Here is a 25,585-nt window from a genome sequence, read left to right as displayed (position 1 = left end):
AAAACAACGTTGTGCAACTGCTGTATAATACCGGTGTTTTTTACCGCACTTTTTGTTTTTATTTTTTTGATTAATAAAGGAGAAAAAATGGCTGATCCGCATATTCAATCCCCAATGGATGTTTGGGATAAGATCTCTGTGGTGATTTATCGCACAGGGTTTGTTGTTGCCGTCTTTGGTGTTTTACTGTTGACTTGGTTTCCAAATGAGGCAGAAATTGCGATTTTAATCGCTGCGACTTGCTGTGCCTCCTCTTTGCATATTTACCTTAAACATTTTCGTTTAACCTTTCAATTTGCCACGTGGATTGGCTTAGTTTGCGCTATTTTAGGTTGGAATGAGCTGGCATTAGGCGGTGCATTGGTGACATTAGGGGGGCTTTGTTTTAAAGAATACTTTTGTTTCCGAGTACCGTTATTAAATTTACAGCCCTTTTTTGTAGCAATACTTTGGTTTTTGGGGGTATTTGAAGGTGGAATTCTGACTCGAATTTTATCAATGATTGTTGGCATATTACTGTTATTACTGGCAATTCAAAAATGGCGAATGCCCTTGCATTTTGATATTGGGGATAAAACAAAGTATCAAATTTAGAAAGGAAAGAGCGATCATTTGATCGCTCTTTTTGTTGGATTTAGTGGAGATAGGTAACGATAGCGAAGAAAACTTTTAATAATGAAGCATTAATTAAGTCGATAAAGAATGCGCCCACCATCGGTACTATTAAGAACGCCTTATGAGACGCACCGAAACGGCTTGTAATTGCCTGCATATTTGCTACCGCAGTAGGGGTTGCCCCTAAACCAAAACCACAATGTCCCGCACTCAGTACGATTGCATCATAATCTTTACCCATCGCACGATAAGTCACATAAATTGCGAAAAATGCCATAAATGCCACTTGAATAGCTAGGATAATTAATACATCTGTTGCAAGACCGGCTAATTCCCAAAGTTTTAAAGACATTAAGGCAATCGCTAAGAAAATAGATAGGCCTACGCTACCCAGTACATCAATGGCAGAATCTGCCACACGGAATTTGAAAATATGTGCTAAGGCATTACGGATAATCACACCGGTAAATAAACACCAAACGAAGGTGGGGAGTTGTAATGCGGTGGCTTTTGTAAGGTTATCCAGACATTGACCGATCAATAAACAAAAAGACATCATTGCAATGGTTTCAATGATAGAACGTGTATTGACTTTACGTTGATAGGTTGGGTGCTCAAAGGCTTCTTGCACATCATCCACCTCATCATTTTCCGGATTTTCCCCTTGTTTTTGACGATTTAATAGGAAACGTGCCACCGGACCACCGATGATACCGCCAAGTACTAAACCGAATGTGGCACAGGCCATAGCGATTTCGGTTGCTGCCGGTAAGTTAAATTCTTTGATGAAGGTTTCGGCCCAAGCCGCCCCCGTGCCATGACCCCCGGTTAAGGTGACGGAGCCGGCTAATAAACCATAAGCAGGATCAATGCCCAAAATTTGTGTGGCGATGATACCGATCACGTTTTGGCTGAAAATTAAGGTGGCTGCAACAAATAAGAAAATAATAAGTGGTTTGCCGCCTTTGAATAAGCGGGCAAAATTCGCACTTAAACCGATGGATGAAAAGAAAACCAACATCATTGTGGTTTGTAGATTTTTATCAAAAGTAAATGAAGTCCCCTCTATTTGATACCAAATTGCCAATGCGATAGCGACAATAAAACCGCCGACAACCGGTTCGGGAATGTTAAAGTTTTTGAGTACACTAATGCGTTTTACTAAAAAATAGCCCAATAATAAAACAAGGCTTGCGAGTGAAAGTGTTTGATAAGTATCAAAGACAATATTCACGAAATTTCCTCCTATAGCTGGTTTCGGAAAATTTATACATTATGTTCAGGTTCAATGATCACAATATCCACATTGCTATGTAAGCCACGAGGGAGTGGAGAACCTTTTCTGCCACGTTCTGCTCGGAATTTTTGGAGATCCTCCGGCTTTAATGTGATTTTTCGTTTGCCGGAATGGAACTCAAGGCTGGCTTGATCTGAAATAAGCAATAATTTGACTAATAATTCGCTGCGATCTTTTGCATTCGCCGCAGAAATATTCACAATTTTATTGCCTTTCCCTTTTGATAATACCGGTAAATCTTGTACTGGGAAAATCAACATTCTGCCGGCTGAGGTCAAGGCAACGAGAAGTGCGGTTGAATCTGACAGTGTTTTTGGGGCGAGCACTTTGGCATTTTCCGGTAAAGAAATCAAGGCTTTTCCTGCTTTATTGCGTGCAATTAAATCTTCAAATTGACAAATGAAACCATAGCCCGCATCGGAGGACATCAATAATGTCTGTTGTTCCGGAGCCATAATGATATGCTCAATGGTCGCCCCGACCGGTAAGGTTAATTTACCGGTGAGCGGTTCCCCTTGCGAACGGGCGGAAGGTAAACTTAGGGGATCAACGGCATAGCTGCGTCCTGTGCTATCAATAAACACAGCGGCTTGATTGCTTTTACCATAGGCATGCGCAAGATACCCATCGCCTGCTTTATAACTTAATGTTTTCGGATCAATATCATGTCCTTTCGCACAGCGTGCCCAGCCCATTTGCGATAAAATAACAGTGACCGGTTCTGCCGGTATCATCTCGCTTTCTGAAATGGCTTTGGCCTCTTCACGTTCAACTAATGGCGACATCCGAGGGCTGGCATATTTTTTGGCATCTTCTTGGATCTCTTTTTTAATGAGCGTATTGAGACGGCGTTCAGAACCTAAAATCGCCTCTAAATTTGACCGCTCTTTTTCTAATTCATCTTGCTCTGCACGGAGTTGGTGTTCCTCTAGCTTCGCTAAATGGCGCAAGCGTAAATTTAAAATCGCATCGGCTTGCTCATCCGTTAAATGAAAACGCGCCATTAATTCCGCTTTGGGGTCATCCTCGTGGCGAATGATCTCGATCACTTCATCAATATTTAAAAAAGCAATCATTAAGCCTTCTAAAATATGCAGACGGGAAAGCACTTTATCTAGGCGATATTGTAAACGGCGTGTGACAGTGGTGCGGCGGAAATGTAGCCATTCATTTAGAATTTGTACCAATCCTTTCACTGCCGGTTTATGATCAAGCCCAATCATATTCATATTCACCCGATAGCTTTTTTCCAGATCGGTGGTGGCAAATAAATGCGCCATCAGGGCATCGGTATCCACTCGATTAGAGCGAGGAACGATCACAATCCGAATCGGATTTTCGTGATCCGCTTCATCACGAATATCTTCTACCATTGGCAATTTTTTTGCCGTCATTTGATCGGCAATTTGGGCAATGATTTTAGAAGGCGAAGACTGATGGGGAAGCGCGGAAATAATGATTTCACCGTCTTCTTTTTTCCAGGTCGCCCGCATTTTGATCGAGCCACGACCTTGTTCATAAATTTTACGAATTTCCGCCTTAGGTGAAATAATTTCAGCTTCAGTTGGAAAATCCGGACCTTGCACAATGTTTAACAGATCATCAAGACCGGCTTTAGGGTGATCAAGTAAGTGAACCGCCGCATCGGCAATTTCATTAATATTGTGAGGGGGAATATCCGTTGCCATTCCCACGGCAATCCCTGTCGTACCATTGAGCAAGATATGGGGTAAACGTGCCGGTAAATACTGTGGTTCTTCCAAAGTACCGTCAAAGTTCGGTTGAGAATCCACCGTGCCTTGACCAAGTTCGGAAAGTAATATTTCAGAAATTTTGGACAGGCGTGATTCCGTATAACGCATTGCCGCAAAGGATTTTGGATCGTCCGGCGCCCCCCAGTTGCCTTGACCGTCCACCAATGGATAACGATAAGAAAAGGGTTGCGCCATCAATACCATGGCTTCATAACAAGCGGAATCGCCATGGGGGTGGAATTTACCTAACACATCCCCCACGGTACGGGCAGATTTTTTGTATTTTGCGGAGGCATTTAAGCCCAGCTCCGACATGGCATAAATAATACGGCGTTGTACCGGTTTTAAACCATCGCCAATAAAAGGCAATGCACGATCCATAATGACGTACATTGAATAATTGAGGTAGGCACTTTCAGTAAAAGTGCGAAGTGGCATTTGCTCAATGCCTTCGTAGTTAATATTTGTACTCATATAATTGTTTCGTTTATAAAATTTTCCTAGTTGCTCGCCCCAAAATGATTAAAAATTTGACCGCACTTTATTCATTCTTTTAGATTATTTCTTGGTTGCGCCACTTTCCATATCCGTATGGTTGTGTTGCATTATTCCCCTATGACTGTCGATTTCATAGGGGACAGGTTGCGGTTTTTGTGGGTTAGGATCATTTTTAATCGGTTCATCTTTTAATTTACCGGAATAAATTGACGGATTTTTTTCTCCTGTTACCACAATTTGTCCCATTGTCCCCTTGTTAGCAGCACGAAAAATGGAATGATCCATAAACACATAAGTGCCGGGAGCATCAATTTGGGTTTCGACAATCGTCGCACCACCTGACGGAATCAGCGTGGTTTGTACATTGTGGTTAATTAATGTCCCGCCTTCCACATAGACGTTATCAAACACCGCACCGATTAAATGGAATGATGAAATCAAATTAGGGCCGGCGTTGCCGACAAATAAACGAATTTTTTCACCGGTTTTGGCTTGGAGTGCGTTTTCCCCCATCATTGATCCCACTTTACCGTTGAACAGCACATAATCAGGGCGCTCATCAATGGCTTTGCTCATGCTAAAGGGTTGCAAACCCGGTTCACCAAATCGTCCTTTAACGTAGAATTCGCTTTGCATAATATAAAATTCACGATCGACTTTAGGTAAGCCTTCCTTTGGTTCTACTAAGATTAAACCATACATACCTTTGGCAAGATGAACTGCCACCGGTTGACTACCGCAATGGTACAAATAAATGCCCGAACGCAACGCCCTGAATTGAAATGTACCGGTTCTGGTTGGTGCGGTTTCACTGGCGATGGCTCCGCCCATCGGTGCCGAGGCAGCGTGAAAATCAATACTATGAGACATCATTGAGCTGGCCGAGTTGGAAAGTTGTACTTCTACCACATCGCCTTCCCGTACCCGAATAAAGGGGACCGGCACATTGCCATTAAATGTCCAAAATTTGTATTGTACCCCTTCCATCAATTCCATAATTTTTTCAAGTGCGGTCAGTTTTACCACTACTTTTGCCGGATAATTGCGATCAACGGGTTTTGGCACCTGCGGTGCAAGTGTGATTTCTGCCTCAATTTCAGGTAGTTCTGTGAAGGTTTTTTCCATGGTTTTGCCTTCCGCTTGAGCCGGCATTTGAATTAAACCTGCTCCGAGACTCAATGTGGCAATGCTTAATGTGGTATTCTTAAGAAAATCACGGCGTCGTTCGTTCATTTTTTACCTGCTTTATTGTCAATTACACGGCTAAATCTACTTGATCACCCTTGGTTTGCAACCAGTTTTTGCGATCTTCGGAACGTTTTTTCGCCAGTAACATATCCATCAGTTCTAAGGTTTCTTTGCCTTGTTCTTCTGAATGGTAGGTGAGTTGCACAAGGCGGCGGGTATTTGGATCCATGGTGGTTTCCCGTAGTTGAGCGGGGTTCATTTCACCCAAACCTTTGAAACGCTGAACGTTTGGTTTGCCTTTTTTATTTTTCAAGCGATCTAAAATTGCCTCTTTTTCCCCCTCATCTAAGGCATAAAACACCTCTTTATTCAAATCAATGCGATAAAGCGGCGGCATGGCGACATAAACGTGCCCTTCCTGTACCAATTTTGGGAAATGGCGTAAGAATAACGCACAAAGTAGCGTGGCAATGTGTAAGCCGTCGGAATCCGCATCGGCAAGAATACAGACTTTTCCGTAGCGGAGTTGGGAGAGATCATCATTGTCCGGATCGATACCCAATGCCACCGCAATATCGTGGATTTCAGTCGATCCAAGCACTTGTTCCGGTGACACTTCCCAAGTATTTAAAATTTTTCCACGCAAAGGCAAAATCGCCTGATATTCACGATCTCGGGCTTGTTTGGCAGAGCCACCCGCAGAATCCCCTTCCACTAAGAAAAGCTCGGTTTTCTCCAGATCTTGAGAACCACAATCCGCTAATTTACCCGGTAATGCGGGGCCACTCACCAATTTTTTTCGTACCACTTTTTTCGCTGCACGCAAACGGCGTTGGGCAGAGCTTATCGCCATTTCAGCGAGTTTTTCCGCATCTTGCACATTTTGGTTAAGCCATAGGCTAAAGGCATCTTTTAAAACACCGCTCACAAAGACCGCACTTTGACGAGATGACAAGCGTTCTTTGGTTTGACCGGCAAATTGGGCATCTTGCATTTTGAGCGAAAGAATATAAGCACAGCGATCCCAAATATCATCAGCGGTCAGTTTGACCCCACGGGGGAGCAAATTGCGGAATTCGCAAAATTCTCGAATGGCATCAAGCAAACCTTGGCGTAAGCCGTTGACGTGTGTACCCCCCTGAATGGTTGGGATCAAATTCACATAGCTCTCACCGATTAACTCGCCACCTTCAGGTAGCCATAATAACGCCCAGCTAACCGCTTCATTACTCCCTTTAAATTCGCCCACGAAAGGTTTTTCCGGGAGGGTTTCATAGCCATTGACCGCTTCAATAAGATAGTCGGACAAGCCGTCTTCGTATAGCCAAACATCTTGGGTATTGTTGACTTTATCCGTGAATTTGATTTCCAGCCCGGAGCAAAGCACGGCTTTGGCTCGCAATAAATGGCGTAGGCGGCTGACGGAAAATTTTGCACTATCGAAATATTTTGGGTTAGGTTTGAAATGAACAGTGGTGCCGGTGGTACGTCTGCCACAGGTGCCGATCACTTCCAATTCTTCGACTTTCACCCCATTTTCAAAGGCAATTTTATACACTTCACCATTGCGTTTGACTTGAATATCCACCCGTTCGGAAAGGGCGTTCACCACAGAAATCCCCACACCGTGTAAGCCACCGGCAAATTCATAGTTTTTATTGGAAAATTTACCGCCTGCGTGAAGCTTGGTTAAAATCACCTCCACACCGGATACGCCTTCAGTGGGGTGAATATCCACCGGCATCCCCCGACCATTATCAATGACTTCAAGGGATTGATCGGTATGTAAAATCACTTCAATTTTTGTGGCGAACCCCGCAAGTGCCTCGTCCACACTGTTATCAATCACTTCTTGGGCTAGGTGGTTAGGGCGGGTGGTGTCGGTGTACATTCCGGGACGAACTTGTACCGGTTCAAGATCTTTTAAAACTGTAATTTCCTGGGCTGAATACTGCGTTGTCATGTTTAGGTTATTTATTAAATAGAAAAAATTGCGAGAGAGTGTATCAAAAAGTGCGGTCATTTTCGACCGCACTTTTAATCATACAGGCTTGGGTCGTTTTCACTTGGACGAGTTTTAAAGCGGCGATGTAGCCACATATATTGTTCCACACCTTTTAGAATTTCTTTTTCGACAAGCCGGTTCATTCGTGTAGCAATGTGGGTCTCATCGTCTAAATCAGAGAAATCGATTGGTGCTGAAATGCTCACCGTATAGCCCGAACCATCTCGATTACGAAGCGGGGCAAAAGGGATGATTTTGCTTTTCGGCGAGGATTTTAATAAATAGTAGCTACCGGTGGTGGTACAGGCATCAGGTACGGCAAAAAACGGCACAAATACCGCATTTTTTCGCCCGTAATCATGATCGGGCGCATACCAAATGGTTTCACCCTGGCGTAAGGCTTTAATCATACCGCGAAGATCTTTGCGATCCAGCATATCTTTGTTAGAACGCAAACGCCCTTGGGTTTGCAGCCAGTCCATCAGCGGATTATCATTGGGGCGATAGACACCTAATCCGGGGTGATGTAAGCCCACGATGCGAGCGCCAAGTTCTAATGTGAGAAAATGCACACCAACAAAAATAATGCCCTCTTGTTGGTTCGCTTTGAGATGATGTAAGCCCTCAATTTTCGACCATTTTTTTATTCGGGCATCAGACCAAAACCACGCCATACCCGTTTCAATCATTGCCATACCCACCGAACGTAAATTTTCTTGTAGTAGCATTTCACGCTCATTTTCCGGCATGTCGGGAAAACAAAGTTCCAGATTTCTGCGTGCAATAGCGGCACGGCGTTTACCGATGCCTAAATGAGCAAAAAGCCAGCCTAAGCCGTTTCCAATATGACGCAAAATGGGGTAAGGCAATAAAAGTAGCATTCGCCAAATTCCCAAGACAAGCCAAAATCCCCAGTATTGAGGGGCTAGAAAAGCACGTTGAAAAGTGGGGAGTTTGCTATTTTTCATTGGCGGTTAGTATTCCTTAGTGAAATTGCGCAGTAGTTTAACGTAAAAATGACTTATGGTAAAATCACGCCAATTTTTTTCAAGAGAGAACAGTATGGCTCAGTATTTAGCAGAATTTAAACAGGCAAAAGTCCTCGTTTTAGGCGATGTAATGCTTGATCGTTATTGGTTTGGTGCGACCAATCGAATTTCCCCTGAGGCACCGGTTCCCGTAGTACGAGTGCAAGAAAATGAAGAGCGTGCCGGTGGGGCGGCGAACGTGGCGATGAATATTGCCTCATTGAATGTGCCGGTACAACTGATGGGGTTGATTGGGCAAGATGAAACCGGTGCAGCCTTATCTCATCTGCTGAAAGATCAACATATTGATTGCAATTTTGTGGCATTGAATACCCACCCGACAATCACCAAATTGCGTATTCTTTCCCGCCATCAACAGCTTTTACGTCTTGATTTTGAAGAAGATTTCCAAAATGTCGATTGCAAAGATCTGCTACTTAAACTCGAAAGTGCGGTCAAAAATTACGGTGCTTTAGTGCTTTCCGATTATGGCAAAGGGACATTAAAGGAAGTACAAAAAATGATCCAAATTGCACGCCAAGCCAATGTGCCGGTGCTTATTGATCCAAAAGGCACGGATTTTGAACGTTATCGTGGTGCAACTTTGCTTACACCAAATATGGCGGAATTTGAAGCGGTGGTGGGCAAATGCAATACGGAAGAAGAGATCATCGAAAAAGGCTTGAAATTAATTTCTGACATAGAATTGACCGCACTTTTGGTGACCCGTTCAGAAAAAGGAATGACTTTGCTTCGTCCAAATCAAGCGCCTTATCATTTGCCAACGGTGGCGAAAGAAGTGTTTGATGTGACCGGTGCCGGTGACACGGTGATCAGTGTATTAGCCACCGCACTAGCTGACGGGCGCTCTTTTGAAGAAGCCTGTTATTTAGCCAATGTCGCCGCAGGTATTGTGGTAGGTAAATTGGGAACATCAACGGTTTCTAATGTCGAGCTTGAAAATGCCATCCATGCCCGTCCGGATACCGGTTTTGGTATTATGAGCGAAGCGCAACTTAAAGAGGTGGTCAAACAAGCGAAAGCCCGTGGTGAAAAAATTGTGATGACGAACGGCTGTTTTGATATTTTGCATCCGGGTCATGTGTCTTATCTTGAAAATGCTCGTAAATTAGGTGATCGTTTAATTGTTGCGGTAAATAGTGATGATTCCGTCAAACGCTTAAAAGGTGAAAGCCGCCCAATTAATCATTTGGATACCCGAATGGCGGTATTAGCCGGGCTATCCTCTGTCGATTGGCTTGTTCCTTTCACGGAAGATACGCCACAACGTTTAATTGGTGAAATCCTACCGGATTTACTGGTGAAAGGCGGCGATTATAAACCGGAAGAGATTGCCGGCAGCCAAGAAGTGTGGGCAAATGGTGGAGAAGTGAAAGTACTCAACTTTGAAAATGGTTGTTCCACCACCAATGTGATTGAGAAAATTAAAGCATTAAAAGAATAAAAATGAAAGGTTGGGATTTCCCAACCTTTTTACTTTGTACATTGCCGTTATTATTTTTCGAGTGTTTCAATCACTTTTTGTAGCGCATCAATTTGCTGTTTGAGAGATTCAATTTCACGCTCTCTCGCATCAAGTAATTCATTTTTAGCAAGAATAATGTAGTTTAAATGTTTAATTTCCCCTTCAAGTGCCGGATTTCCAAGTGCGATACTGAAATTTGTCGAATTACTAAAATTATCATTGGAATTATTGAAGACCACAACGCCATCATTATTGCTTGCCATTAGCTCAATAACATCAACGCCAAGCACTTGTGCAATACGGTGCAAGCGTTCAATGCTAATATTCGTTTCACCTCGTTCCAATTTTGCATAACCGGTTACCGACATAGATAAACGCTCAGCCATATCGGCTTGGGTAAGGTTCTTATCTTCTCTGATATCACGAATATTTTGGCGAATTTGGTCTTGTTTATTCATAGCTGCTCTTTTTCGGTAGGTAAATGTAATGAATTGGGTGTTTCATTGTAACTGGTCGATGATTGTATCAGCATTTGGTAAAAAATAGAATAACGCTGTTTTTATAACCACATAAACAGAGGAGAAGCTTATGGCTTATAGATACGATCCGGATTTGGAATTTTTAGGAACATTGAAATCGGAAGAAATGGACGATCTCGTTTATCTTCTTACGCATGATAAAGATGGGAAAATTCGCTATACAGAGTCTTTAACTAAGGATAATAATTATAAACGCTATTATCCTGAACATATTAAATATTGGGAATTAATAGCCGAAGAAATTCAACTTTTTGGTGGAAATACTTTTATGAATTTTATTAAAGGGGGAAAAGGGGTTTTATATAAAGAGGTGCTTTGTGATGTTTGCGATAAAATGAAAGTGAAATACAAAAAGTCTTCTTCAACAAAACAAATTGAACAAGATCTTTTGATGAAAATTTTACAAGTCGCATTAGAAAAAATGACACCCGAAGAGTTAAAAAAACTTTCTGTTGAAGTAGGATTAGAAAATGTCGAAGAATTTACCCCACATATTATAACTGGTGCATTTTTTGCTATTTTTAAGGTAGGTGGTTTTACATCTTATAAAGTGACATTGATTGTGGTTAATGCAGTTATGAAGGCTTTAGTTGGGCGTGGGCTTAGCTTTGTTGGAAATATAGCATTAGTTAGATATCTTGCTTTTATTACTGGACCTGTTGGATTGGCTCTTACATCGATTGCAACTTTTGTTGACATTGCAGGACCTGCTTATCGTGTGACGATTCCAGCGGTGGTTCAAATAGCTTATTTACGCTCTCTTTCAGAATTTCGTGATGAAATTGAAAAAGAAGAAAAATAGGATTTGTTACTAGATTTTTAATATTTTGTTAATAAATGCGGTCAAAATTGATCGCACTTTTAAAGAGAAAAAATATGTTAATACCTTAATAACGAATATCATCTGCAATTTCGTACTTTAATTGATCAAAGGGAAAATTTTGAGATTGTTGGTATACCAAAAGGTAATATAAAGAAAGTGTGTGAAATCCTTGAAAACTATATTGAAAGCCAAAATCTGAAATGTCGAATTTATACAAAAAATCGGACTGTGAGTGGTTTCACCGGTGTCATTAATCCTGTGTTTGGAGCTGTTGCACTGGTTGGTATTGGGATTCATAATATGATGACTTGGAATCCTGATTTTGAGATTTCTCGTGATCTAATTAATAACAGAATTGCGGTTGCATATAAAAAATAGTCTTTATTAAAAGGAGAATTCTATGTCAAATATTTTTGAAACATTAAAAACAAACCAACTATTTAAAATTCTTGAAGAAGAAAGAGATGATGCTTTTGAAAATGAAGAATTTTTTCAAGGTGTAAAAGATCTTCACCATTTATCTAAAAATTGGACGTTAGATAAAAAAACACGGTTTATTTCTAGTGTATTGTTTAGTTTTGAAGGTATGAATGGTTGGTTTCATATTTCCTGCGATGGTTGGGATTCGATTTTTGGCTTAGCTGGAGAGGAACACAAAAGAAAACTAGAGGGGTTAAAATTAATATCAACAGCTTTTTCCGATATCGATGAACCGGTAACTCAAAGGCTACGTTATATTATCTCTGAAGCAGAACGTATTAAATTACGCAGACGCTATCCGATTTATAATTTAGATCAAAATCCAAAGGTAATTTTTAAAGATTTTGGTTTTAAATTATTAGTAATTAATCACTTAATGTATAAGAAAAAGATATTAAGACCAAGTTTTAATATCGCATTATTTGCTGAAGAATATATTGATAAGGAAACCGGTTATGGTATTAATTTTGATTGGTATAGAGCAAGTGAGGAAGCCGGAGAATATCTCTTTAACTTAGATATTCCGGAATATCTATTAAGTGATATTCGTGAATTAGAATTAGATAAAGATGCTGAGATTTATCGAGGAGTATGTGCACCGAATCCATTTATTCCTATAAAATATCGCTCAGATGGATATGTCCCTATTGGAAATAAAGCTGCGGAAGATCTTGCGCTCCTACCAAATTTGGAAGAAATACATATTAACAAAGAAAAGGAATTTATATTAGAGGAGGAATTTCCTGAAAGTTTTATCAAATCTCTAAGGGAAAAAGACATTAAAGTTATTCTTCATGCGAATAGTGCAGACAAGAAAATTCTTTGAACTTAATATTAATGATGCTTGCAGGATCTACTTGCTTTTGCCGGATACAATAGATAAAATGCACGCTCCTTGTCATCGCTGGGTTAGAGATCGGCGAATGATGTATCAACAACACTACCTTTTAGGAGTAAAATATGTCTCTAAGTACTGAAAAAAAAGCGGCAATCGTTGCTGAATTTGGTCGTGATGCGAAAGATACCGGTTCTTCCGAAGTGCAAATCGCATTATTAACTGCACAAATCAACCACTTACAAGCTCACTTTGCTGAGCACAAAAAAGACCATCATGGTCGTCGTGGTTTATTGCGTATGGTTTCTCGTCGTCGTAAACTTTTAGACTACTTAAAACGTACTGATCTTGCGTTATACCAAAGCACCATCGCTCGTTTAGGTTTACGTCGCTAATTTTTATTACGATATTAAGCAATTTAGCCCTCAGTTTTGAGGGCTTTTTTGTGCCTGTAAGAAATGTGCGAAGAAAAAGTGCGGTCAATTTTGACCGCACTTTTGGCACAGAAAAAAATTTACTATTTTTTATTTTTGACGCATTGCCGGGAATAAAATCACATCACGAATGGATGGGGCATTGGCATAAAGCATCGCCAAGCGGTCAATCCCTAAGCCTTCACCGGCTGTTGGTGGTAAGCCGTGTTCGAGGGCTACCACAAAGTCTTCATCTTTAAACATCGCTTCATCATCACCGGCTTCTTTGGCGGCAACCTGCGCATCAAAACGTTCATTTTGATCTTCTGCATCGTTTAATTCAGAGAAACCATTACCAATTTCACGTCCACCAATAAACAGCTCAAAACGGTCGGTGACTTCCGGATTTTCATCATTACGGCGTGCGAGCGGGGAAATTTCCGCCGGATGAGCCATTAAGAATGTGGGCTGAATAAGGTGATGTTCTGCCACTTCTTCAAAAATCGCATTGACGATACTGCCTAATCCCCAAGATTTTTGCACTTCAATGCCTAAACGTTCTGCCGTGGCTTTTGCACGGTCGAAATCATATAAATCCTCTTTGACAATGCCTTTATCTGCGCCGTATTTTAGAGTGGCATCATGTAATGTAATACGCTCGAAAGGTTTACCAAAATCGAATTCGTATTCACCGTATTTCACAATGGTTGTACCAAGAATATCAAGGGCCAATTTACGCAATAATTCTTCCGTGTTATCCATTAAATCGTGATAATCCGCATAGGCTTGATAGTATTCAAGCATCGTAAATTCCGGGTTATGGCGTACAGAAACCCCTTCATTACGGAAATTACGGTTAAGTTCAAATACCCGTTCAAAGCCACCGACAACTAAACGTTTTAAATAAAGTTCAGGTGCAATACGCAAATACATATCCACATCAAGGGCATTATGATGAGTGACGAAAGGACGCGCTGCTGCACCACCTGGGATGACTTGCAACATTGGGGTTTCCACTTCCATAAAACCTTTAGAAAGGAAATATTCACGAATACCGGCAACCACTTTAGAACGAATAATAAAGGTACGGCGGGATTCTTCATTTGAAATTAAATCTAAGTAGCGTTGGCGATAACGTACTTCTTGGTCGGTTAAACCATGGAATTTATCCGGTAAAGGGCGGAGTGCTTTGGTTAATAACTGAACTTCCGTGGCTTTCACCGTAAGTTCGTCTGTTTTGGTTTTAAATAAAGTGCCTTTAATACCAACAATATCGCCTAAATCCCAAGTGCCGACCTCTTCTTTATAAATCCCTTCAGGGAGATTATCTCGGGCGACATAAAGCTGAATTTTACCGCTCATATCCTGAAGGGTAATAAACGTGGCTTTTCCCATGGCTCGGCGGGTCATAATGCGACCGGCAACCGCCACTTCAATGGAGTTTTCTTTTAGGGTTTCGCCCTCTTCACTATCGTATTTATCGTGTAAGTCTTGAGCGAGAGCATCACGACGGAATTGGTTTGGAAACGCATTGCCTTTGGCGCGTAATGCCGCTAATTTTTCACGGCGTACTAACATCTCGCCGCTCAGATCGAATTCTTTGATTTCTTGTTCTGACATTTTTGTTTACCTTTCTTAAAATTAATTATTTGGGGCTTCACCCGTTTATGGGGAGCTGCCGAAGGCTGAGGGGGATTTTGTTTACCCCTTCCGTCCTTTCGGGACATCTTCTCCTGTAAATAGGGGAAGGAAAGTGTTATTTACAATCCGGCTTTTAAACTGGCTTCAATAAAACGATCTAAATCACCGTCTAGTACTGCTTGGGTATTGCGGTTTTCTACGCCGGTGCGTAAATCTTTGATACGGGAATCATCCAACACATAGGAACGAATTTGGCTTCCCCAACCGATGTCGGATTTATTGTCTTCCATGGCTTGTTTATCGGCATTTTTCTTTTGCAATTCCAATTCATACAACTTCGCTTTAAGTTGTTTCATGGCTTGATCTTTATTTTTGTGTTGGGAACGATCATTTTGGCATTGCACCACAATACCGCTCGGCATATGGGTAATTCGCACCGCACTTTCGGTTTTATTGACGTGCTGACCACCGGCTCCTGAGGCTCGATAAACATCAATACGCAAATCCGCCGGGTTGATTTCAATATCAATATCATCATCAATTTCGGGATAGACGAAAGCCGCACTAAAAGAGGTATGACGGCGGTTATTGGAATCAAAAGGGCTTTTACGCACCAAACGATGAATACCGGTTTCTGTTCGTAACCAACCGAAAGCATATTCACCTGTCACTTTGACGGTGGCAGATTTCAATCCGGCTACATCACCGTCTGAAACTTCCATTAATTCGGTTTTAAAACCCTTGCTTTCCGCCCAACGCAAATACATTCGCAACAACATTTCTGTCCAGTCTTGCGCTTCTGTGCCGCCGGAGCCGGCTTGCAAATCGATATAGCAGTCGCAGGCATCGTGTTCGCCACTAAACATACGGCGAAACTCTAATTTCTCAAGTTGTTGTTCCAGTTCGGTTAATTCTGATACGGCTTCATTGAAGGTTTCTTCATCTTCCGCTTCCACGGCAAGTTCGAGTAAACCGTCCACATCTTCTAAACCTTGTTCCAAATGTTTAATGGTGTTAACAACTTGTTCGAGGGAAACCCGCTCTTTCCCTAACCCTTGGGCTTTATCGGGATCGTTCCAAACATCGGGTTGTTCTAATTCGGCATTGACTTCTTCTAATCGCTCAACCTTAGCATCGAAGTCAAAGATACCCCCTAAGCACCGTGGTGCGTTCGGCAAGGTCGGCGATTTTATTTTTTACAGGATTTATTTCAAACATAATCAATTGAGTTTATTCACAATTTGGCGGATTATATGCTATTTTCGGATTTTTGGGTAGCGAGGCTTGCACAAATTAGCAATCTCTTTATAATTCCAACCCTTCTTGTTTAGCAAATTTAGGAATTGAAAATGAAGAAAATTTTAACCGCACTTTTATGTGGAATCGCAGTGAATGTGATGGCAGATGATGCGGCTATTCAACGCCAATTAAAAGCCCTTGGTGTAAAGCATATTGATATTAAAAACTCGCCTATTGCCGGTATTAAAACGGCGGTGACCGATGAAGGCATTATTTATGTGACAGAAGATGGAAAATATGCCTTTCAAGGGAAACTTTATGAATTAACGAACAAAGGCCCGATGGATGTTTCAGGCAAACTATTAATGGATAAACTGAATGCTTATAAAAACGAAATGATCGTTTATCCGGCAAAAAATGAAAAACACGTTGTCACAGTGTTTATGGATATTACTTGCCATTATTGCCATTTATTACATCAACAGGTGAAGGCCTACAATGATCTTGGTATCACCATTCGTTATTTGGCTTTCCCTCGTGCCGGGATGAACACAGAAACCGCAAAACAAATGGAAGCGATTTGGACGGCAAAAGATCCTGTATTTGCATTGAATGAAGCGGAAAAAGGCAACTTACCAAAAACGCCGAAAACACCAAATATCGTGAAAAAACACTATGAATTAGGGGTTCAATTCGGTGTGCGGGGTACGCCAAGTATTGTCACTTCAACAGGTGAAATGATTGGCGGCTATTTAAAACCGGCAGATTTATTCGCTGAGTTGGAAAAATCGAATTAAGATGATAAAGGTGGGGTCAACCCACCGATTTTTTACTGTATTACATTTGTTATCGTTGTGAATAAACTCATCAAACGCCGAGAAGTGCCAAAGGGACATTCCGTTAGTGAAAATGCCTTGTTGGATCGTCTTTATCGAGCCCGTCATATTCAACATCCTCAAGAATTAGATCGTACCTTGAAATCCATGCTCAATCCAAATCGCCTATATGGTATTGAGCAAGGGGTAGATTTACTGGTGAAAGCCTATCAAACTCAGAAAAAAATTGTCATTGTTGGGGATTTTGATGCTGATGGGGCAACCAGCACGGCATTGTCGGTGTTAGCCCTACGACAGCTTGGCTTTCAGAATATAGATTATTTAGTACCAAACCGTTTTGAACAGGGCTATGGATTAAGTATTCCCGTAGCGGAAATGGCACGAGAAAAAGGTGTAGAACTGTTGATGACGGTCGATAACGGCGTTTCTTCCCTTGAGGGCGTGGCATTTTTGAAAGAAAAAGGTGTGCAAGTGTTGGTGACAGATCACCATTTACCGCCGGAATGTTTACCGCCTGCCGATGCGATAGTTAATCCTAATCTCGCCCAATGCGGTTTTCCCTCAAAATCCCTTGCCGGGGTGGGGGTCGCCTTTTATTTAATGCTGGCGTTGCGGGCAAAATTTCGTGAAATGGGTATTTTTAATGAGAAAACCCAACCTAATTTCAGCGAATTACTCGATCTTGTTGCATTAGGAACGGTAGCAGATGTTGTACCGTTGGATCAAAATAATCGTATTTTAGTACATCAAGGGTTGATGCGTATTCAGGCGAAATACTGCCGTCCGGGCATTATCGCTTTAGCCGAAGTGGCAAACCGCAACCTTGAGCAAATGTCAACAAGTGATCTTGGGTTTTCTATTGGTCCTCGTTTAAATGCGGCAGGGCGGTTGGATAATATGTCGCTTGGGGTGGAATTACTGCTTGCTGAGAATATGCAAACCGCTCGTGAGTTGGCATTGGATTTGGATCAGCTCAATCAAACCCGTAAAGAAATTGAAGCGGGAATGAAACTGGAAGCATTGGAAATTTGCCGAAAATTAACCGCACTTTACAATGAACCGCCAATGGGGATCGCCCTTTATCAATCGGATTGGCATCAAGGCGTGTTGGGGATCGTTTCTTCCCGCTTGAAGGATTTGTATCATCGCCCGGTGATTGCCTTTGCTCAGGATAGCGAGGGAATTTTGAAAGGATCGGCCCGTTCTATTGAAGGATTGCATATGCGAGATCTCTTAGAACGAATTCACACCCAATATCCGGAGATGATTTTAAAATTTGGTGGCCATGCTATGGCGGCGGGGTTGAGTATTCGAGAAGACGGTTTTTCAACCTTTCAGCAAGTTTTTAATCAAACGGTGGCGGATTGGTTGGGAGAAGCCCATTTACAACAGGTGATTTGGACAGATGGTGAATTAGGGGAAAATGAATTGACCCTTGAAACGGCAGAATTGCTGAAATCCGCCGGACCTTGGGGACAAGCCTTTCCCGAGCCTTGCTTTGACGGTGAGTTTAACATTTTAGAGCAGCGTGCCATCGGGCAAAATCAAAATCATCTCAAAATGTTAATTGAACCCAAACAAGGCGGTCCGCTTTTAGATGCGATTGCCTTTAACATTGATACAAAATTATATCCTGATTTATCCATTAAACAGGCTCGTTTAGCTTATCAGCTGGATATCAATGAATTTCGTGGTCATCGTAGTGTGCAATTGCGAGTGAATTATATTGAGCCTATCGATGATTAAAAAAATGATAAGGCAGTGTCGGTATTCCTGTGCGTTATTGGGGATGATTGTTCAGGCAACGTTTGCAGTGTCTAATCCGAAGGATTTTTCCGTGCAAAATCAACCGCACTTGCCTTCAGCAGATACGTTAAAATTTGAAGATGGGCGGGATTATTTTTCTTATTACGAACAGATAGGGAAAGCTTTTCGTTCGGATAAAAAAATTCCTGTTCAATTCTTTTTTGATTATGATTGTCGGGTATGTTCGCCTGCACAGGATATTTTGGCATTGTATAGCCAAATACGTGCCGATAAAATCCTCTTGGAAGAATATCCGGTAGCAACGCTAGATAATTTGTTTAGTGCGAAAGTGTTTTATACATTAAAAGCACTGAATGCCAATGAGTTATCGGATGCATTGTTGTTTGAAACCTCGGAAAAATCACGCTATGTAGAGCTGAGTTCATTGGCAAATATTCTAAACTGGGTTGAGGAAAAAGGGCTGGACAAAACACATTTTATGGAAGCCCAAAATTCTGCTGAGGTCAAAAAACAAGTCCAACAGGCGATCCAATTAACGGAAGAATATGGTGTGTTTACTTACCCTTACGTTGTCGTAGGGGGGAAATATGTGCTGACCGCAAGCACGCTTTATAATGATGATTATAGTGTGGCGGTGTTGGATTATTTAGTGAATAAATTAGAAAAGGAGCATAAAGAATGAAAATCGGCATTGTTGGTGCGATGGCGCAAGAAGTGGAAATTTTGAGCGGGTTAATGACCGAAAAAACACAAACTCGAGTCGCAAGTGCGGTCATTTTTGAAGGTAAAATTAATGGAAAAGCAGTAGCGTTATTACAATCCGGCATTGGTAAAGTGGCAGCAGCGATAGGCACAACCGCATTATTGCAATTGGCAAAACCTGATGTGGTAATCAATACCGGTTCTGCCGGTGGCGTGGCAAAGGACTTAAAAGTCGGGAATATTGTGATTTCCGATGAAACCCGTTACCACGATGTCGATGTCACCGCATTTGGCTATGAAAAAGGGCAATTGCCGGCAAATCCTGCGGCATTTTTATCGGATAAAAAATTAGCGGATCTTGCGCAAAATGTAGCAGAAGCACAAGGTCAATCCGTGAAACGGGGGCTGATTTGTTCCGGTGACAGTTTTATCCACAGTGAAGAAAAACTTTCAGCGATAAAAAATGATTTTCCTCAGGTCACCGCCGTTGAAATGGAAGCCACCGCCATTGCACAAGTCTGTCATGCGTTTAATGTGCCTTTCGTTGTGGTTCGTGCTATTTCGGATAGCGGAGATGGGGAGGCGAGTTTGTCTTTTGAGGAATTTTTACCTTTGGCGGCAAGACAATCCTCGGCATTGGTTTTAGGTATGTTAGATAAATTATAGGATTGATTATGGGCATTATTATTACCGTTGATGGGCCAAGTGGTGCGGGCAAAGGCACATTATGCTATGCCTTGGCAGAAAAGTTAGGCTACGCCTTGCTAGACAGTGGCGCAATTTATCGTGTCACAGCGTTAGCCGCATTAAAAAGTGCGGTGGATTTGAAAGATGAATTAGCATTGGCTGAATTAGCCCGTCATTTGGATATCCAATTTGTTCCGCAAAATGGGGAAGTGCATATTTTCCTTAATGGAGAAAACGTCAGTCATCTTATTCGTACACAAGAGGTAGCGGATGCTGCCTCTCAAGTGGCTGTTTTTCCGCAGGTTCGAGCCGCTTTATTACAACTTCAACAAGATTTTGCCCAAAATGAAGGGTTAATTGCTGATGGGCGTGATATGGGGACGGTGGTCTTCCCTCAGGCACAAGTGAAACTCTTTTTAGATGCCAGCGCAGAAGAACGTGCAAAAAGACGCTATAAACAGTTGCAAAGCAAGGGAATTAGTGGTAACTTTGCGCAGATTTTAGCCGAGATAAAGGAACGTGATTTTCGTGATAGAAATCGTGAAGTTGCCCCCCTTAAACCGGCAGAAGGTGCGCTGTTGCTTGACAGCACTACATTAACTATTGATGAAGTGATAAGCCAAGCACTCAGTTATATTCAACAGCGTATCAATCCTTAACCCTGTTTATTCAAGGATGAATAAACGTTTGTTCTCAACCCCACATCTTAGGGATTAAATGTGGATGTTATTAACTTTTAAAGAAGATTATTTATATGTCAGAATCTTTTGCTCAACTTTTTGAAGAATCATTAAAAGGCCTTGAAACCCGTCAAGGTTCAATCGTTAACGGTACTGTCGTCGCAATCCAAAAAGGTTTCGTCCTTGTTGATGCCGGTTTGAAATCTGAATCTGCAATTCCTGTGGCAGAATTTTTAAATGCGCAGGGTGAGCTTGATATTCAAGTCGGTGATACGGTAAATGTTGCTTTAGATGCGGTGGAAGACGGTTTCGGTGAAACTAAACTTTCTCGTGAAAAAGCAGTACGCCACGAATCTTGGATTGAGTTAGAAAAAGCATACGAAGAAAAAGCGACCGTTATCGGTTTAATCAACGGTAAAGTGAAAGGCGGTTTCACAGTTGAGTTAAACGGTGTTCGTGCGTTCTTACCGGGTTCTTTAGTGGATACCCGTCCTGCTCGTGATGCGGATCACTTACTAGGTAAAGAATTAGAATTCAAAGTGATCAAATTAGATCAAAAACGTAACAACGTGGTCGTATCCCGTCGTGCGGTGATTGAATCTGAAAACAGTCAAGAACGTGAGCAAGTGTTAGAAAACCTTGCAGAAGGTTCAGAAGTTAAAGGTATCGTTAAAAACTTAACAGACTACGGTGCATTCGTTGATTTAGGTGGCGTTGACGGTTTATTACATATCACGGATATGGCTTGGAAACGTGTTAAACACCCAAGTGAAATCGTGAATGTGGGTGATGAAGTCACTGTTAAAGTATTAAAATTCGATAAAGATCGTACCCGTGTTTCTTTAGGCTTAAAACAATTAGGTCAAGATCCTTGGGTGGCTATCGCTGAAAATCATCCGGTAAATAGCAAATTAACTGGTAAAGTGACAAACTTAACTGATTATGGCTGTTTCGTTGAGATCTTAGATGGTGTTGAAGGTTTAGTTCACGTTTCTGAAATGGATTGGACAAACAAAAATATTCATCCGTCTAAAGTGGTCAGCTTAGGTGATACTGTTGAAGTGATGGTGTTAGAGATTGATGAAGAGCGTCGTCGTATCTCTTTAGGCTTAAAACAATGCAAACCAAATCCATGGACTCAATTTGCAGAAAACCACAATAAAGGTGATAAAGTAACCGGTAAAATCAAATCGATCACTGATTTCGGTATCTTCATCGGTCTTGAAGGTGGTATTGACGGTTTAGTTCATTTATCTGATATTTCTTGGAATGTGCCGGGCGATGAAGCTGTTCGTAACTACAAAAAAGGTGACGAAGTTTCTGCAGTCGTATTAGCGGTGGATGCGGTGAAAGAGCGTATCTCTTTAGGTATTAAACAGCTTGAAGAAGATCCATTCAATAACTTCATTGCTATCAACAAAAAAGGTGCAGTGGTATCTGCAACTGTTGTTGAAGCCGATGCTAAGGGTGCGAAAGTTGAGTTAGTTGGTGGCGCAGAAGGTTATATTCGTGCGGCAGATTTAACTGATGAAGTGGCAGTCGGTGATGTTGTTGAAGCAAAATATACCGGTGTTGATCGCAAAGCTCGTATCGTTCACTTATCAGTCAAAGCGAAAGATCAAGCTGAAGAAGCGGCAGCAGTAGCAAATGTGAATAACAAACAAGAAGAAGTGGCTATTCCAAATGCAATGGCTGAAGCCTTCAAAGCAGCTAAAGGTGAATAATTGATATTTTGTAGGCTGGGCAAGTCCCAGCCTTATTTTTTTAGGATCTATTGATAATTTATCCCTATTAAATAATGAATTATCAATAAATCTTATTGTTATAAATCAGCACATAAATAAAATTAAGGGAGAAACAGGATGACCAAATCTGAGCTTATTGAACGTTTATCCGTTAAGCATCCTTCTTTGTCTGTAAAAGAAGTTGAAGGAATAGTAAAAGATATTTTAGAACTTATCTCACAATCGCTTGAAGAGGCTAATCGTGTAGAGATTCGCGGATTTGGTAGCTTTTCTCTTCATTACCGCCAACCTCGTCTTGGGCGAAATCCTAAGACTGGGGATTCTGTGAAATTAGATGCAAAATGCGTACCTCATTTCAAATCGGGGAAAGCGCTTAAAGAAAGGGTGGATGTATTTGCTTAGAAATAAATGAAATAACGACACTTAGGTGTCGTTTTTCATAGGAAACTTTGGCATAATTAGGAAAATTTTTTGAGGAATTTCATTATGATTAAATATATTTTGGGGTTTATTATCGTATTGGCTATTTTGATTGTAGCGATTACCGTTGGCGCAAATAATGATCAAATTATCACGTTTAATTATATTGTTGCCGAAAGTCAATTTCAGCTTTCAACATTAGTTGCTATTTTGTTTGGTTTCGGTTTGATTTTAGGTTGGTTTATTACCGGTTTTTTCTATTTAAAACTCAAACTCAAAAATATATCTCTTCATCGCCAAATTAAACGTCAAAACTTACAAATTAGTGAATTAACTTCTGTCCGTGAGAAAACTAAGGCTGACTAATGCTTGAATTACTCTTTCTGCTTTTGCCTATCGCAGCAGCCTATGGTTGGTATATGGGGCAGCGTAGTGCAAAGAAAGACCAGGAAGATATGAGTAATAAACTTTCCCGTGATTATGTCACGGGCGTTAATTTTTTACTCTCTAACCAAACTGATAAAGCCGTTGATTTATTTTTGGATATGTTGCAGAAGCAAGAAACCGAAAACGAAATAGAAAGTCACTCCCAATTTGAAGCAGAGCTGACGCTTGGTAATTTATTTCGCTCTCGTGGTGAAGTTGATCGAGCCCTCCGAATCCATCAGGCATTAGATCGTAGTCCTAATTATTCTTTTGAACAAAAACTTCTAGCAAAACAACAACTTGCACGTGATTTTATGACAGTAGGTTTTTTTGATCGTGCAGAAAGTCTTTATATTTTATTAGTGGATGAACCTGAATTTGCAGAAAATGCGCTACAACAGCTTTTATTAATTTATCAAAAAACTAAAGAGTGGAAAAAAACGGTTAATATTGCAGAAAAATTAGCAAAAATTAGACCACTCGAGAATAATGTTGAGCTGGCACAATGCTATTGCGAATATGCGGAAAGTTTAAGTGGGGAAAGTGCGGTTGAAAAACGTAACATTTTACAAAATGCACTTCGCGTTTCCTCTCGTTGTGTGAGAGCGTCCATATTACTGGCAGATCTTGATATCAGCGAAAAAAACTATCAGAAAGCGATTTCCATACTGGAAAATGTTCTTTATCAGAATTCCGATTATATTGGTGAAGTGCTATCAGTCTTAAAATCTTGCTATAAAGCGTTAAATCAACTTGATAGTTTTGAACTGTTTTTAATTCGAGCAGAACAAACCGTTAAAAATGATGAGGTGGATTTATCCCTTGCAAAATTAATTGAAGAAAAAGATGGAAAATCAGCGGCACAAGCCAAGCTTTATCAACAATTAACAAAAAAGCCAAGTACGCTTATTTTTTATCATTTTATCCAATATCAAATTGATGATGCGGAAGAAGGACGAGGAAAAGAAAGTCTTATTTTGCTCCATAAAATGGTGGGAGAGCGTATTAAACAAAGTGCCGCTTATCGCTGTTCAAATTGCGGTTATCAGGTTCATAAACTGCTTTGGAATTGTCCGTCCTGTCGCCATTGGGAAACCATTAAGCCATTATCCATCTAATTAGACATTATAAAGAAAGACACAGAGAGGTAAATTATGACAAGCAAAGTGATTGTCGCCCTTGATTATGAAACGGAAGCGGAAGCCCTTGCGTTGGTTGACCAAATTGATCCGAGTTTATGTCGTTTGAAAGTCGGTAAAGAAATGTTCACTACATTAGGCACAAACTTCGTTAAACAACTCCACCAGCGAGATTTTGATGTTTTCCTTGATTTAAAATTCCATGATATTCCAAATACTGTAGCTCGAGCTGTCCGCTCTGCAGCAGATTTGGGCGTATGGATGGTGGATGTTCACGCTAGTGGTGGGTTGAAAATGATGGAAGAGGCGAAAAAAATTCTTGAACCTTATGGGAAAGAGGCGCCATTGTTGATTGCGGTCACTGTTTTAACCAGTATGGAAGATTTAGATTTACTTCAAATTGGTATTAATGCTTCCCCAATGGAACAGGTTTTACGTCTTGCGCATTTAACCCAGCGTGCCGGATTAGACGGTGTGGTTTGTTCACCGCAAGAAGTGGAAATTTTACGCAATAGCTGTGGTGCTGATTTCAAATTAATCACCCCGGGCATTCGTCCAATTGGGGCGGATTTTGGCGATCAACGCCGAGTGATGACCCCGGCTGCTGCAGTCCGTTCAGGATCGGATTATTTGGTGATTGGGCGACCAATTACACAAGCGGAAAATCCGGCAGACGTACTTCGTTCTATCAATGTTTCTATTGCCCAATATGATGTCTGATTCTGTTCTGGTTTATTCCACAGAAAGTGGGCGAATTAAAGAAGAAAAAGCCCCCCTATCAAGACCAAAAAGTGACGGTGTTGTGCGTATTCAACGCCAGACCAGTGGGCGAAAAGGGGCGGCGGTTTCTGTCATTAGCGGATTAGATTTATCGGATGAAGAATTGAAAAAACTGGCAACAGCACTCAAAAAACGCTGTGGTACAGGTGGTTCAGTAAAAAACGGTAATATTGAAATTCAAGGTGAAAAGCGAGATTTACTCAAACGATTACTGGAAGAGAAAGGTTTTATGGTGAAGCTGGTTGGGGGGTAGAAAATAAGAATCCGTATGAAAAAAGTGCGGTTTTAGGCTATCTTCTGTTTCAACTGGATTGGCTTCTATAAAAATGAAGGATAAACCAAAAGATTTTTGATTATTCTGGAAGGAATGTGAAGAACATACGTTGATACAGCAAAGCGTTGTTAAAATATGAGTGATGTGATTCTGAGTGCTGAATCTATCAGCCTCTAAGACAAAATAAAGGCTTTCACTTTCACTGTACATTCCGTAAAATACCCAAACCACTTTTCAAAGTGCGGTTGATTTTGACGGTATTATACAGCAGTTGCACAACGTTGTTTT

At 41.1% G+C, this 25,585-nt stretch carries 24 protein-coding genes; 16 read left to right on the top strand and 8 right to left on the bottom strand.

The genetic code is table 11. The features are described from left to right. The first annotated feature begins 87 nt into the window (after positions 1 to 87). A complete protein-coding gene (locus tag BKK50_RS07650) occupies positions 88 to 594 on the top strand; it encodes a DUF2301 domain-containing membrane protein (RefSeq protein ID WP_077416889.1) in 507 nt (168 codons plus the stop codon). 40 nt (positions 595 to 634) lie between these two features. Here the strand turns inward: BKK50_RS07650 and gltS are convergent, their stop codons facing one another. The 5 genes from gltS to BKK50_RS07625 form a co-directional block, all read right to left on the bottom strand. Then, on the bottom strand, positions 635 to 1,843 hold the full coding sequence (gene gltS / locus BKK50_RS07645; RefSeq protein ID WP_370597108.1) for a sodium/glutamate symporter: 1,209 nt from the start codon (positions 1,841 to 1,843) through the stop codon (positions 635 to 637). 38 nt (positions 1,844 to 1,881) lie between these two features. Beyond that, positions 1,882 to 4,140 (bottom strand): DNA topoisomerase IV subunit A, encoded by a 2,259-nt coding sequence (parC, locus tag BKK50_RS07640; protein WP_077416878.1) that lies wholly within the window; start codon positions 4,138 to 4,140, stop codon positions 1,882 to 1,884. An 84-nt stretch (positions 4,141 to 4,224) separates the two neighbouring features. Then, positions 4,225 to 5,397 carry a copper-containing nitrite reductase gene (gene nirK / locus BKK50_RS07635; RefSeq protein ID WP_077416876.1) on the bottom strand — a complete coding sequence of 391 codons (1,173 nt, stop codon included), beginning with the start codon at positions 5,395 to 5,397 and terminating at the stop codon, positions 4,225 to 4,227. Between the two features lie 22 nt (positions 5,398 to 5,419). Next, the gene (gene parE / locus BKK50_RS07630) at positions 5,420 to 7,315 is read right to left on the bottom strand and encodes a DNA topoisomerase IV subunit B (RefSeq protein ID WP_077416887.1); all 1,896 of its coding nucleotides are present in this window, start codon (positions 7,313 to 7,315) and stop codon (positions 5,420 to 5,422) included. A gap of 74 nt (positions 7,316 to 7,389) precedes the next feature. Then, on the bottom strand, positions 7,390 to 8,325 hold the full coding sequence (locus BKK50_RS07625) for a Kdo(2)-lipid IV(A) acyltransferase (RefSeq protein WP_077416874.1): 936 nt from the start codon (positions 8,323 to 8,325) through the stop codon (positions 7,390 to 7,392). A 94-nt stretch (positions 8,326 to 8,419) separates the two neighbouring features. On the opposite strand from BKK50_RS07625, the gene hldE reads away from it, so the two are divergent. Continuing rightward, the gene (gene hldE / locus BKK50_RS07620; protein ID WP_077416872.1) at positions 8,420 to 9,850 is read left to right on the top strand and encodes a bifunctional D-glycero-beta-D-manno-heptose-7-phosphate kinase/D-glycero-beta-D-manno-heptose 1-phosphate adenylyltransferase HldE; all 1,431 of its coding nucleotides are present in this window, start codon (positions 8,420 to 8,422) and stop codon (positions 9,848 to 9,850) included. Between the two features lie 50 nt (positions 9,851 to 9,900). Here hldE and BKK50_RS07615 read toward each other — a convergent pair whose 3' ends face one another. Further along, a complete protein-coding gene (locus tag BKK50_RS07615; protein ID WP_077416870.1) occupies positions 9,901 to 10,329 on the bottom strand; it encodes a helix-turn-helix domain-containing protein in 429 nt (142 codons plus the stop codon). Positions 10,330 to 10,459: 130 nt separating this feature from the next. Here BKK50_RS07615 and BKK50_RS07610 point away from each other — a divergent pair, with 130 nt between their 5' ends. The 3 genes from BKK50_RS07610 to rpsO all read left to right on the top strand — a co-directional run bounded on the left by BKK50_RS07610 (position 10,460) and on the right by rpsO (position 12,943). Beyond that, complete coding sequence (locus tag BKK50_RS07610; RefSeq protein WP_077416868.1) at positions 10,460 to 11,212, top strand: YaaW family protein; 753 nt, start codon at positions 10,460 to 10,462, stop codon at positions 11,210 to 11,212. 421 nt (positions 11,213 to 11,633) lie between these two features. Next, entirely contained in the window at positions 11,634 to 12,539 is a 906-nt protein-coding gene (locus tag BKK50_RS07600) for a DUF6892 domain-containing protein (RefSeq protein ID WP_077416864.1), read from the top strand. A 134-nt stretch (positions 12,540 to 12,673) separates the two neighbouring features. Further along, positions 12,674 to 12,943 (top strand): 30S ribosomal protein S15, encoded by a 270-nt coding sequence (gene rpsO, locus BKK50_RS07595; protein WP_005628925.1) that lies wholly within the window; start codon positions 12,674 to 12,676, stop codon positions 12,941 to 12,943. 129 nt (positions 12,944 to 13,072) lie between these two features. Here rpsO and lysS read toward each other — a convergent pair whose 3' ends face one another. Then, complete coding sequence (gene lysS / locus BKK50_RS07590) at positions 13,073 to 14,581, bottom strand: lysine--tRNA ligase (protein ID WP_077416862.1); 1,509 nt, start codon at positions 14,579 to 14,581, stop codon at positions 13,073 to 13,075. Between the two features lie 140 nt (positions 14,582 to 14,721). Further along, positions 14,722 to 15,820 (bottom strand): peptide chain release factor 2 gene (prfB, locus tag BKK50_RS07585; protein WP_143529782.1). Its coding sequence is split into 2 segments (ribosomal slippage): positions 14,722 to 15,744 and positions 15,746 to 15,820, totalling 1,098 coding nucleotides; the frame shifts between segments, so codons are not numbered across the junction. 131 nt (positions 15,821 to 15,951) lie between these two features. On the opposite strand from prfB, the gene dsbC reads away from it, so the two are divergent. The 11 genes from dsbC (at position 15,952) to yciH (ending at position 25,276) form a co-directional block, all read left to right on the top strand. After that, a complete protein-coding gene (dsbC, locus tag BKK50_RS07580; protein WP_077416860.1) occupies positions 15,952 to 16,638 on the top strand; it encodes a bifunctional protein-disulfide isomerase/oxidoreductase DsbC in 687 nt (228 codons plus the stop codon). A gap of 57 nt (positions 16,639 to 16,695) precedes the next feature. Continuing rightward, positions 16,696 to 18,423 (top strand): single-stranded-DNA-specific exonuclease RecJ, encoded by a 1,728-nt coding sequence (recJ, locus tag BKK50_RS07575; protein ID WP_077416858.1) that lies wholly within the window; start codon positions 16,696 to 16,698, stop codon positions 18,421 to 18,423. A 43-nt stretch (positions 18,424 to 18,466) separates the two neighbouring features. Then, positions 18,467 to 19,126 carry a thiol:disulfide interchange protein DsbA/DsbL gene (locus tag BKK50_RS07570; RefSeq protein WP_077416856.1) on the top strand — a complete coding sequence of 220 codons (660 nt, stop codon included), beginning with the start codon at positions 18,467 to 18,469 and terminating at the stop codon, positions 19,124 to 19,126. Continuing rightward, the gene (locus BKK50_RS07565; protein ID WP_077416854.1) at positions 19,123 to 19,812 is read left to right on the top strand and encodes a 5'-methylthioadenosine/adenosylhomocysteine nucleosidase; all 690 of its coding nucleotides are present in this window, start codon (positions 19,123 to 19,125) and stop codon (positions 19,810 to 19,812) included. The genes BKK50_RS07570 and BKK50_RS07565 overlap by 4 nt, the downstream gene beginning before the upstream one ends. A gap of 8 nt (positions 19,813 to 19,820) precedes the next feature. Then, the gene (gene cmk, locus BKK50_RS07560; RefSeq protein WP_077416852.1) at positions 19,821 to 20,492 is read left to right on the top strand and encodes a (d)CMP kinase; all 672 of its coding nucleotides are present in this window, start codon (positions 19,821 to 19,823) and stop codon (positions 20,490 to 20,492) included. A gap of 95 nt (positions 20,493 to 20,587) precedes the next feature. Then, on the top strand, positions 20,588 to 22,237 hold the full coding sequence (rpsA, locus tag BKK50_RS07555; protein ID WP_077416850.1) for a 30S ribosomal protein S1: 1,650 nt from the start codon (positions 20,588 to 20,590) through the stop codon (positions 22,235 to 22,237). Positions 22,238 to 22,375: 138 nt separating this feature from the next. Next, on the top strand, positions 22,376 to 22,660 hold the full coding sequence (locus BKK50_RS07550) for an integration host factor subunit beta (protein ID WP_077416848.1): 285 nt from the start codon (positions 22,376 to 22,378) through the stop codon (positions 22,658 to 22,660). A gap of 84 nt (positions 22,661 to 22,744) precedes the next feature. Continuing rightward, the gene (locus BKK50_RS07545) at positions 22,745 to 23,044 is read left to right on the top strand and encodes a LapA family protein (RefSeq protein ID WP_077416845.1); all 300 of its coding nucleotides are present in this window, start codon (positions 22,745 to 22,747) and stop codon (positions 23,042 to 23,044) included. Beyond that, positions 23,044 to 24,222 carry a lipopolysaccharide assembly protein LapB gene (lapB, locus tag BKK50_RS07540; RefSeq protein ID WP_077416843.1) on the top strand — a complete coding sequence of 393 codons (1,179 nt, stop codon included), beginning with the start codon at positions 23,044 to 23,046 and terminating at the stop codon, positions 24,220 to 24,222. The genes BKK50_RS07545 and lapB overlap by 1 nt, the downstream gene beginning before the upstream one ends. 36 nt (positions 24,223 to 24,258) lie before the next feature. Continuing rightward, positions 24,259 to 24,963, top strand: a complete 705-nt coding sequence (gene pyrF, locus BKK50_RS07535) for an orotidine-5'-phosphate decarboxylase (protein ID WP_077416841.1) — start codon at positions 24,259 to 24,261, stop codon at positions 24,961 to 24,963. Then, positions 24,956 to 25,276 carry a stress response translation initiation inhibitor YciH gene (yciH, locus tag BKK50_RS07530; protein WP_077416882.1) on the top strand — a complete coding sequence of 107 codons (321 nt, stop codon included), beginning with the start codon at positions 24,956 to 24,958 and terminating at the stop codon, positions 25,274 to 25,276. Before pyrF ends, yciH begins: the two co-directional genes overlap by 8 nt. The last annotated feature ends 309 nt before the right edge of the window (positions 25,277 to 25,585 follow it).

The organism is Rodentibacter rarus, assembly GCF_001998965.1.
GTDB lineage: Bacteria > Pseudomonadota > Gammaproteobacteria > Enterobacterales > Pasteurellaceae > Rodentibacter > Rodentibacter rarus.
The sequence above is the reverse complement of the archived record's forward strand: the minus strand, read 5'-3'. Positions and strand labels throughout refer to the sequence as shown.

Excerpts from the sequence above, each read along its gene's own strand:
- BKK50_RS07650 (WP_077416889.1), top strand. The coding sequence starts at position 88 with ATGGCTGATCCGCATATTCAATCCCCAATGGATGTTTGGGATAAGATC.
- parC (WP_077416878.1), bottom strand. The coding sequence starts at position 4,140 with ATGAGTACAAATATTAACTACGAAGGCATTGAGCAAATGCCACTTCGC.
- nirK (WP_077416876.1), bottom strand. The coding sequence starts at position 5,397 with ATGAACGAACGACGCCGTGATTTTCTTAAGAATACCACATTAAGCATT.
- parE (WP_077416887.1), bottom strand. The coding sequence starts at position 7,315 with ATGACAACGCAGTATTCAGCCCAGGAAATTACAGTTTTAAAAGATCTT.
- BKK50_RS07625 (WP_077416874.1), bottom strand. The coding sequence starts at position 8,325 with ATGAAAAATAGCAAACTCCCCACTTTTCAACGTGCTTTTCTAGCCCCT.
- hldE (WP_077416872.1), top strand. The coding sequence starts at position 8,420 with ATGGCTCAGTATTTAGCAGAATTTAAACAGGCAAAAGTCCTCGTTTTA.
- BKK50_RS07615 (WP_077416870.1), bottom strand. The coding sequence starts at position 10,329 with ATGAATAAACAAGACCAAATTCGCCAAAATATTCGTGATATCAGAGAA.
- BKK50_RS07610 (WP_077416868.1), top strand. The coding sequence starts at position 10,460 with ATGGCTTATAGATACGATCCGGATTTGGAATTTTTAGGAACATTGAAA.
- BKK50_RS07600 (WP_077416864.1), top strand. The coding sequence starts at position 11,634 with ATGTCAAATATTTTTGAAACATTAAAAACAAACCAACTATTTAAAATT.
- rpsO (WP_005628925.1), top strand. The coding sequence starts at position 12,674 with ATGTCTCTAAGTACTGAAAAAAAAGCGGCAATCGTTGCTGAATTTGGT.
- lysS (WP_077416862.1), bottom strand. The coding sequence starts at position 14,581 with ATGTCAGAACAAGAAATCAAAGAATTCGATCTGAGCGGCGAGATGTTA.
- dsbC (WP_077416860.1), top strand. The coding sequence starts at position 15,952 with ATGAAGAAAATTTTAACCGCACTTTTATGTGGAATCGCAGTGAATGTG.
- BKK50_RS07570 (WP_077416856.1), top strand. The coding sequence starts at position 18,467 with ATGATTGTTCAGGCAACGTTTGCAGTGTCTAATCCGAAGGATTTTTCC.
- BKK50_RS07565 (WP_077416854.1), top strand. The coding sequence starts at position 19,123 with ATGAAAATCGGCATTGTTGGTGCGATGGCGCAAGAAGTGGAAATTTTG.
- cmk (WP_077416852.1), top strand. The coding sequence starts at position 19,821 with ATGGGCATTATTATTACCGTTGATGGGCCAAGTGGTGCGGGCAAAGGC.
- rpsA (WP_077416850.1), top strand. The coding sequence starts at position 20,588 with ATGTCAGAATCTTTTGCTCAACTTTTTGAAGAATCATTAAAAGGCCTT.
- BKK50_RS07550 (WP_077416848.1), top strand. The coding sequence starts at position 22,376 with ATGACCAAATCTGAGCTTATTGAACGTTTATCCGTTAAGCATCCTTCT.
- BKK50_RS07545 (WP_077416845.1), top strand. The coding sequence starts at position 22,745 with ATGATTAAATATATTTTGGGGTTTATTATCGTATTGGCTATTTTGATT.
- lapB (WP_077416843.1), top strand. The coding sequence starts at position 23,044 with ATGCTTGAATTACTCTTTCTGCTTTTGCCTATCGCAGCAGCCTATGGT.
- pyrF (WP_077416841.1), top strand. The coding sequence starts at position 24,259 with ATGACAAGCAAAGTGATTGTCGCCCTTGATTATGAAACGGAAGCGGAA.
- yciH (WP_077416882.1), top strand. The coding sequence starts at position 24,956 with ATGTCTGATTCTGTTCTGGTTTATTCCACAGAAAGTGGGCGAATTAAA.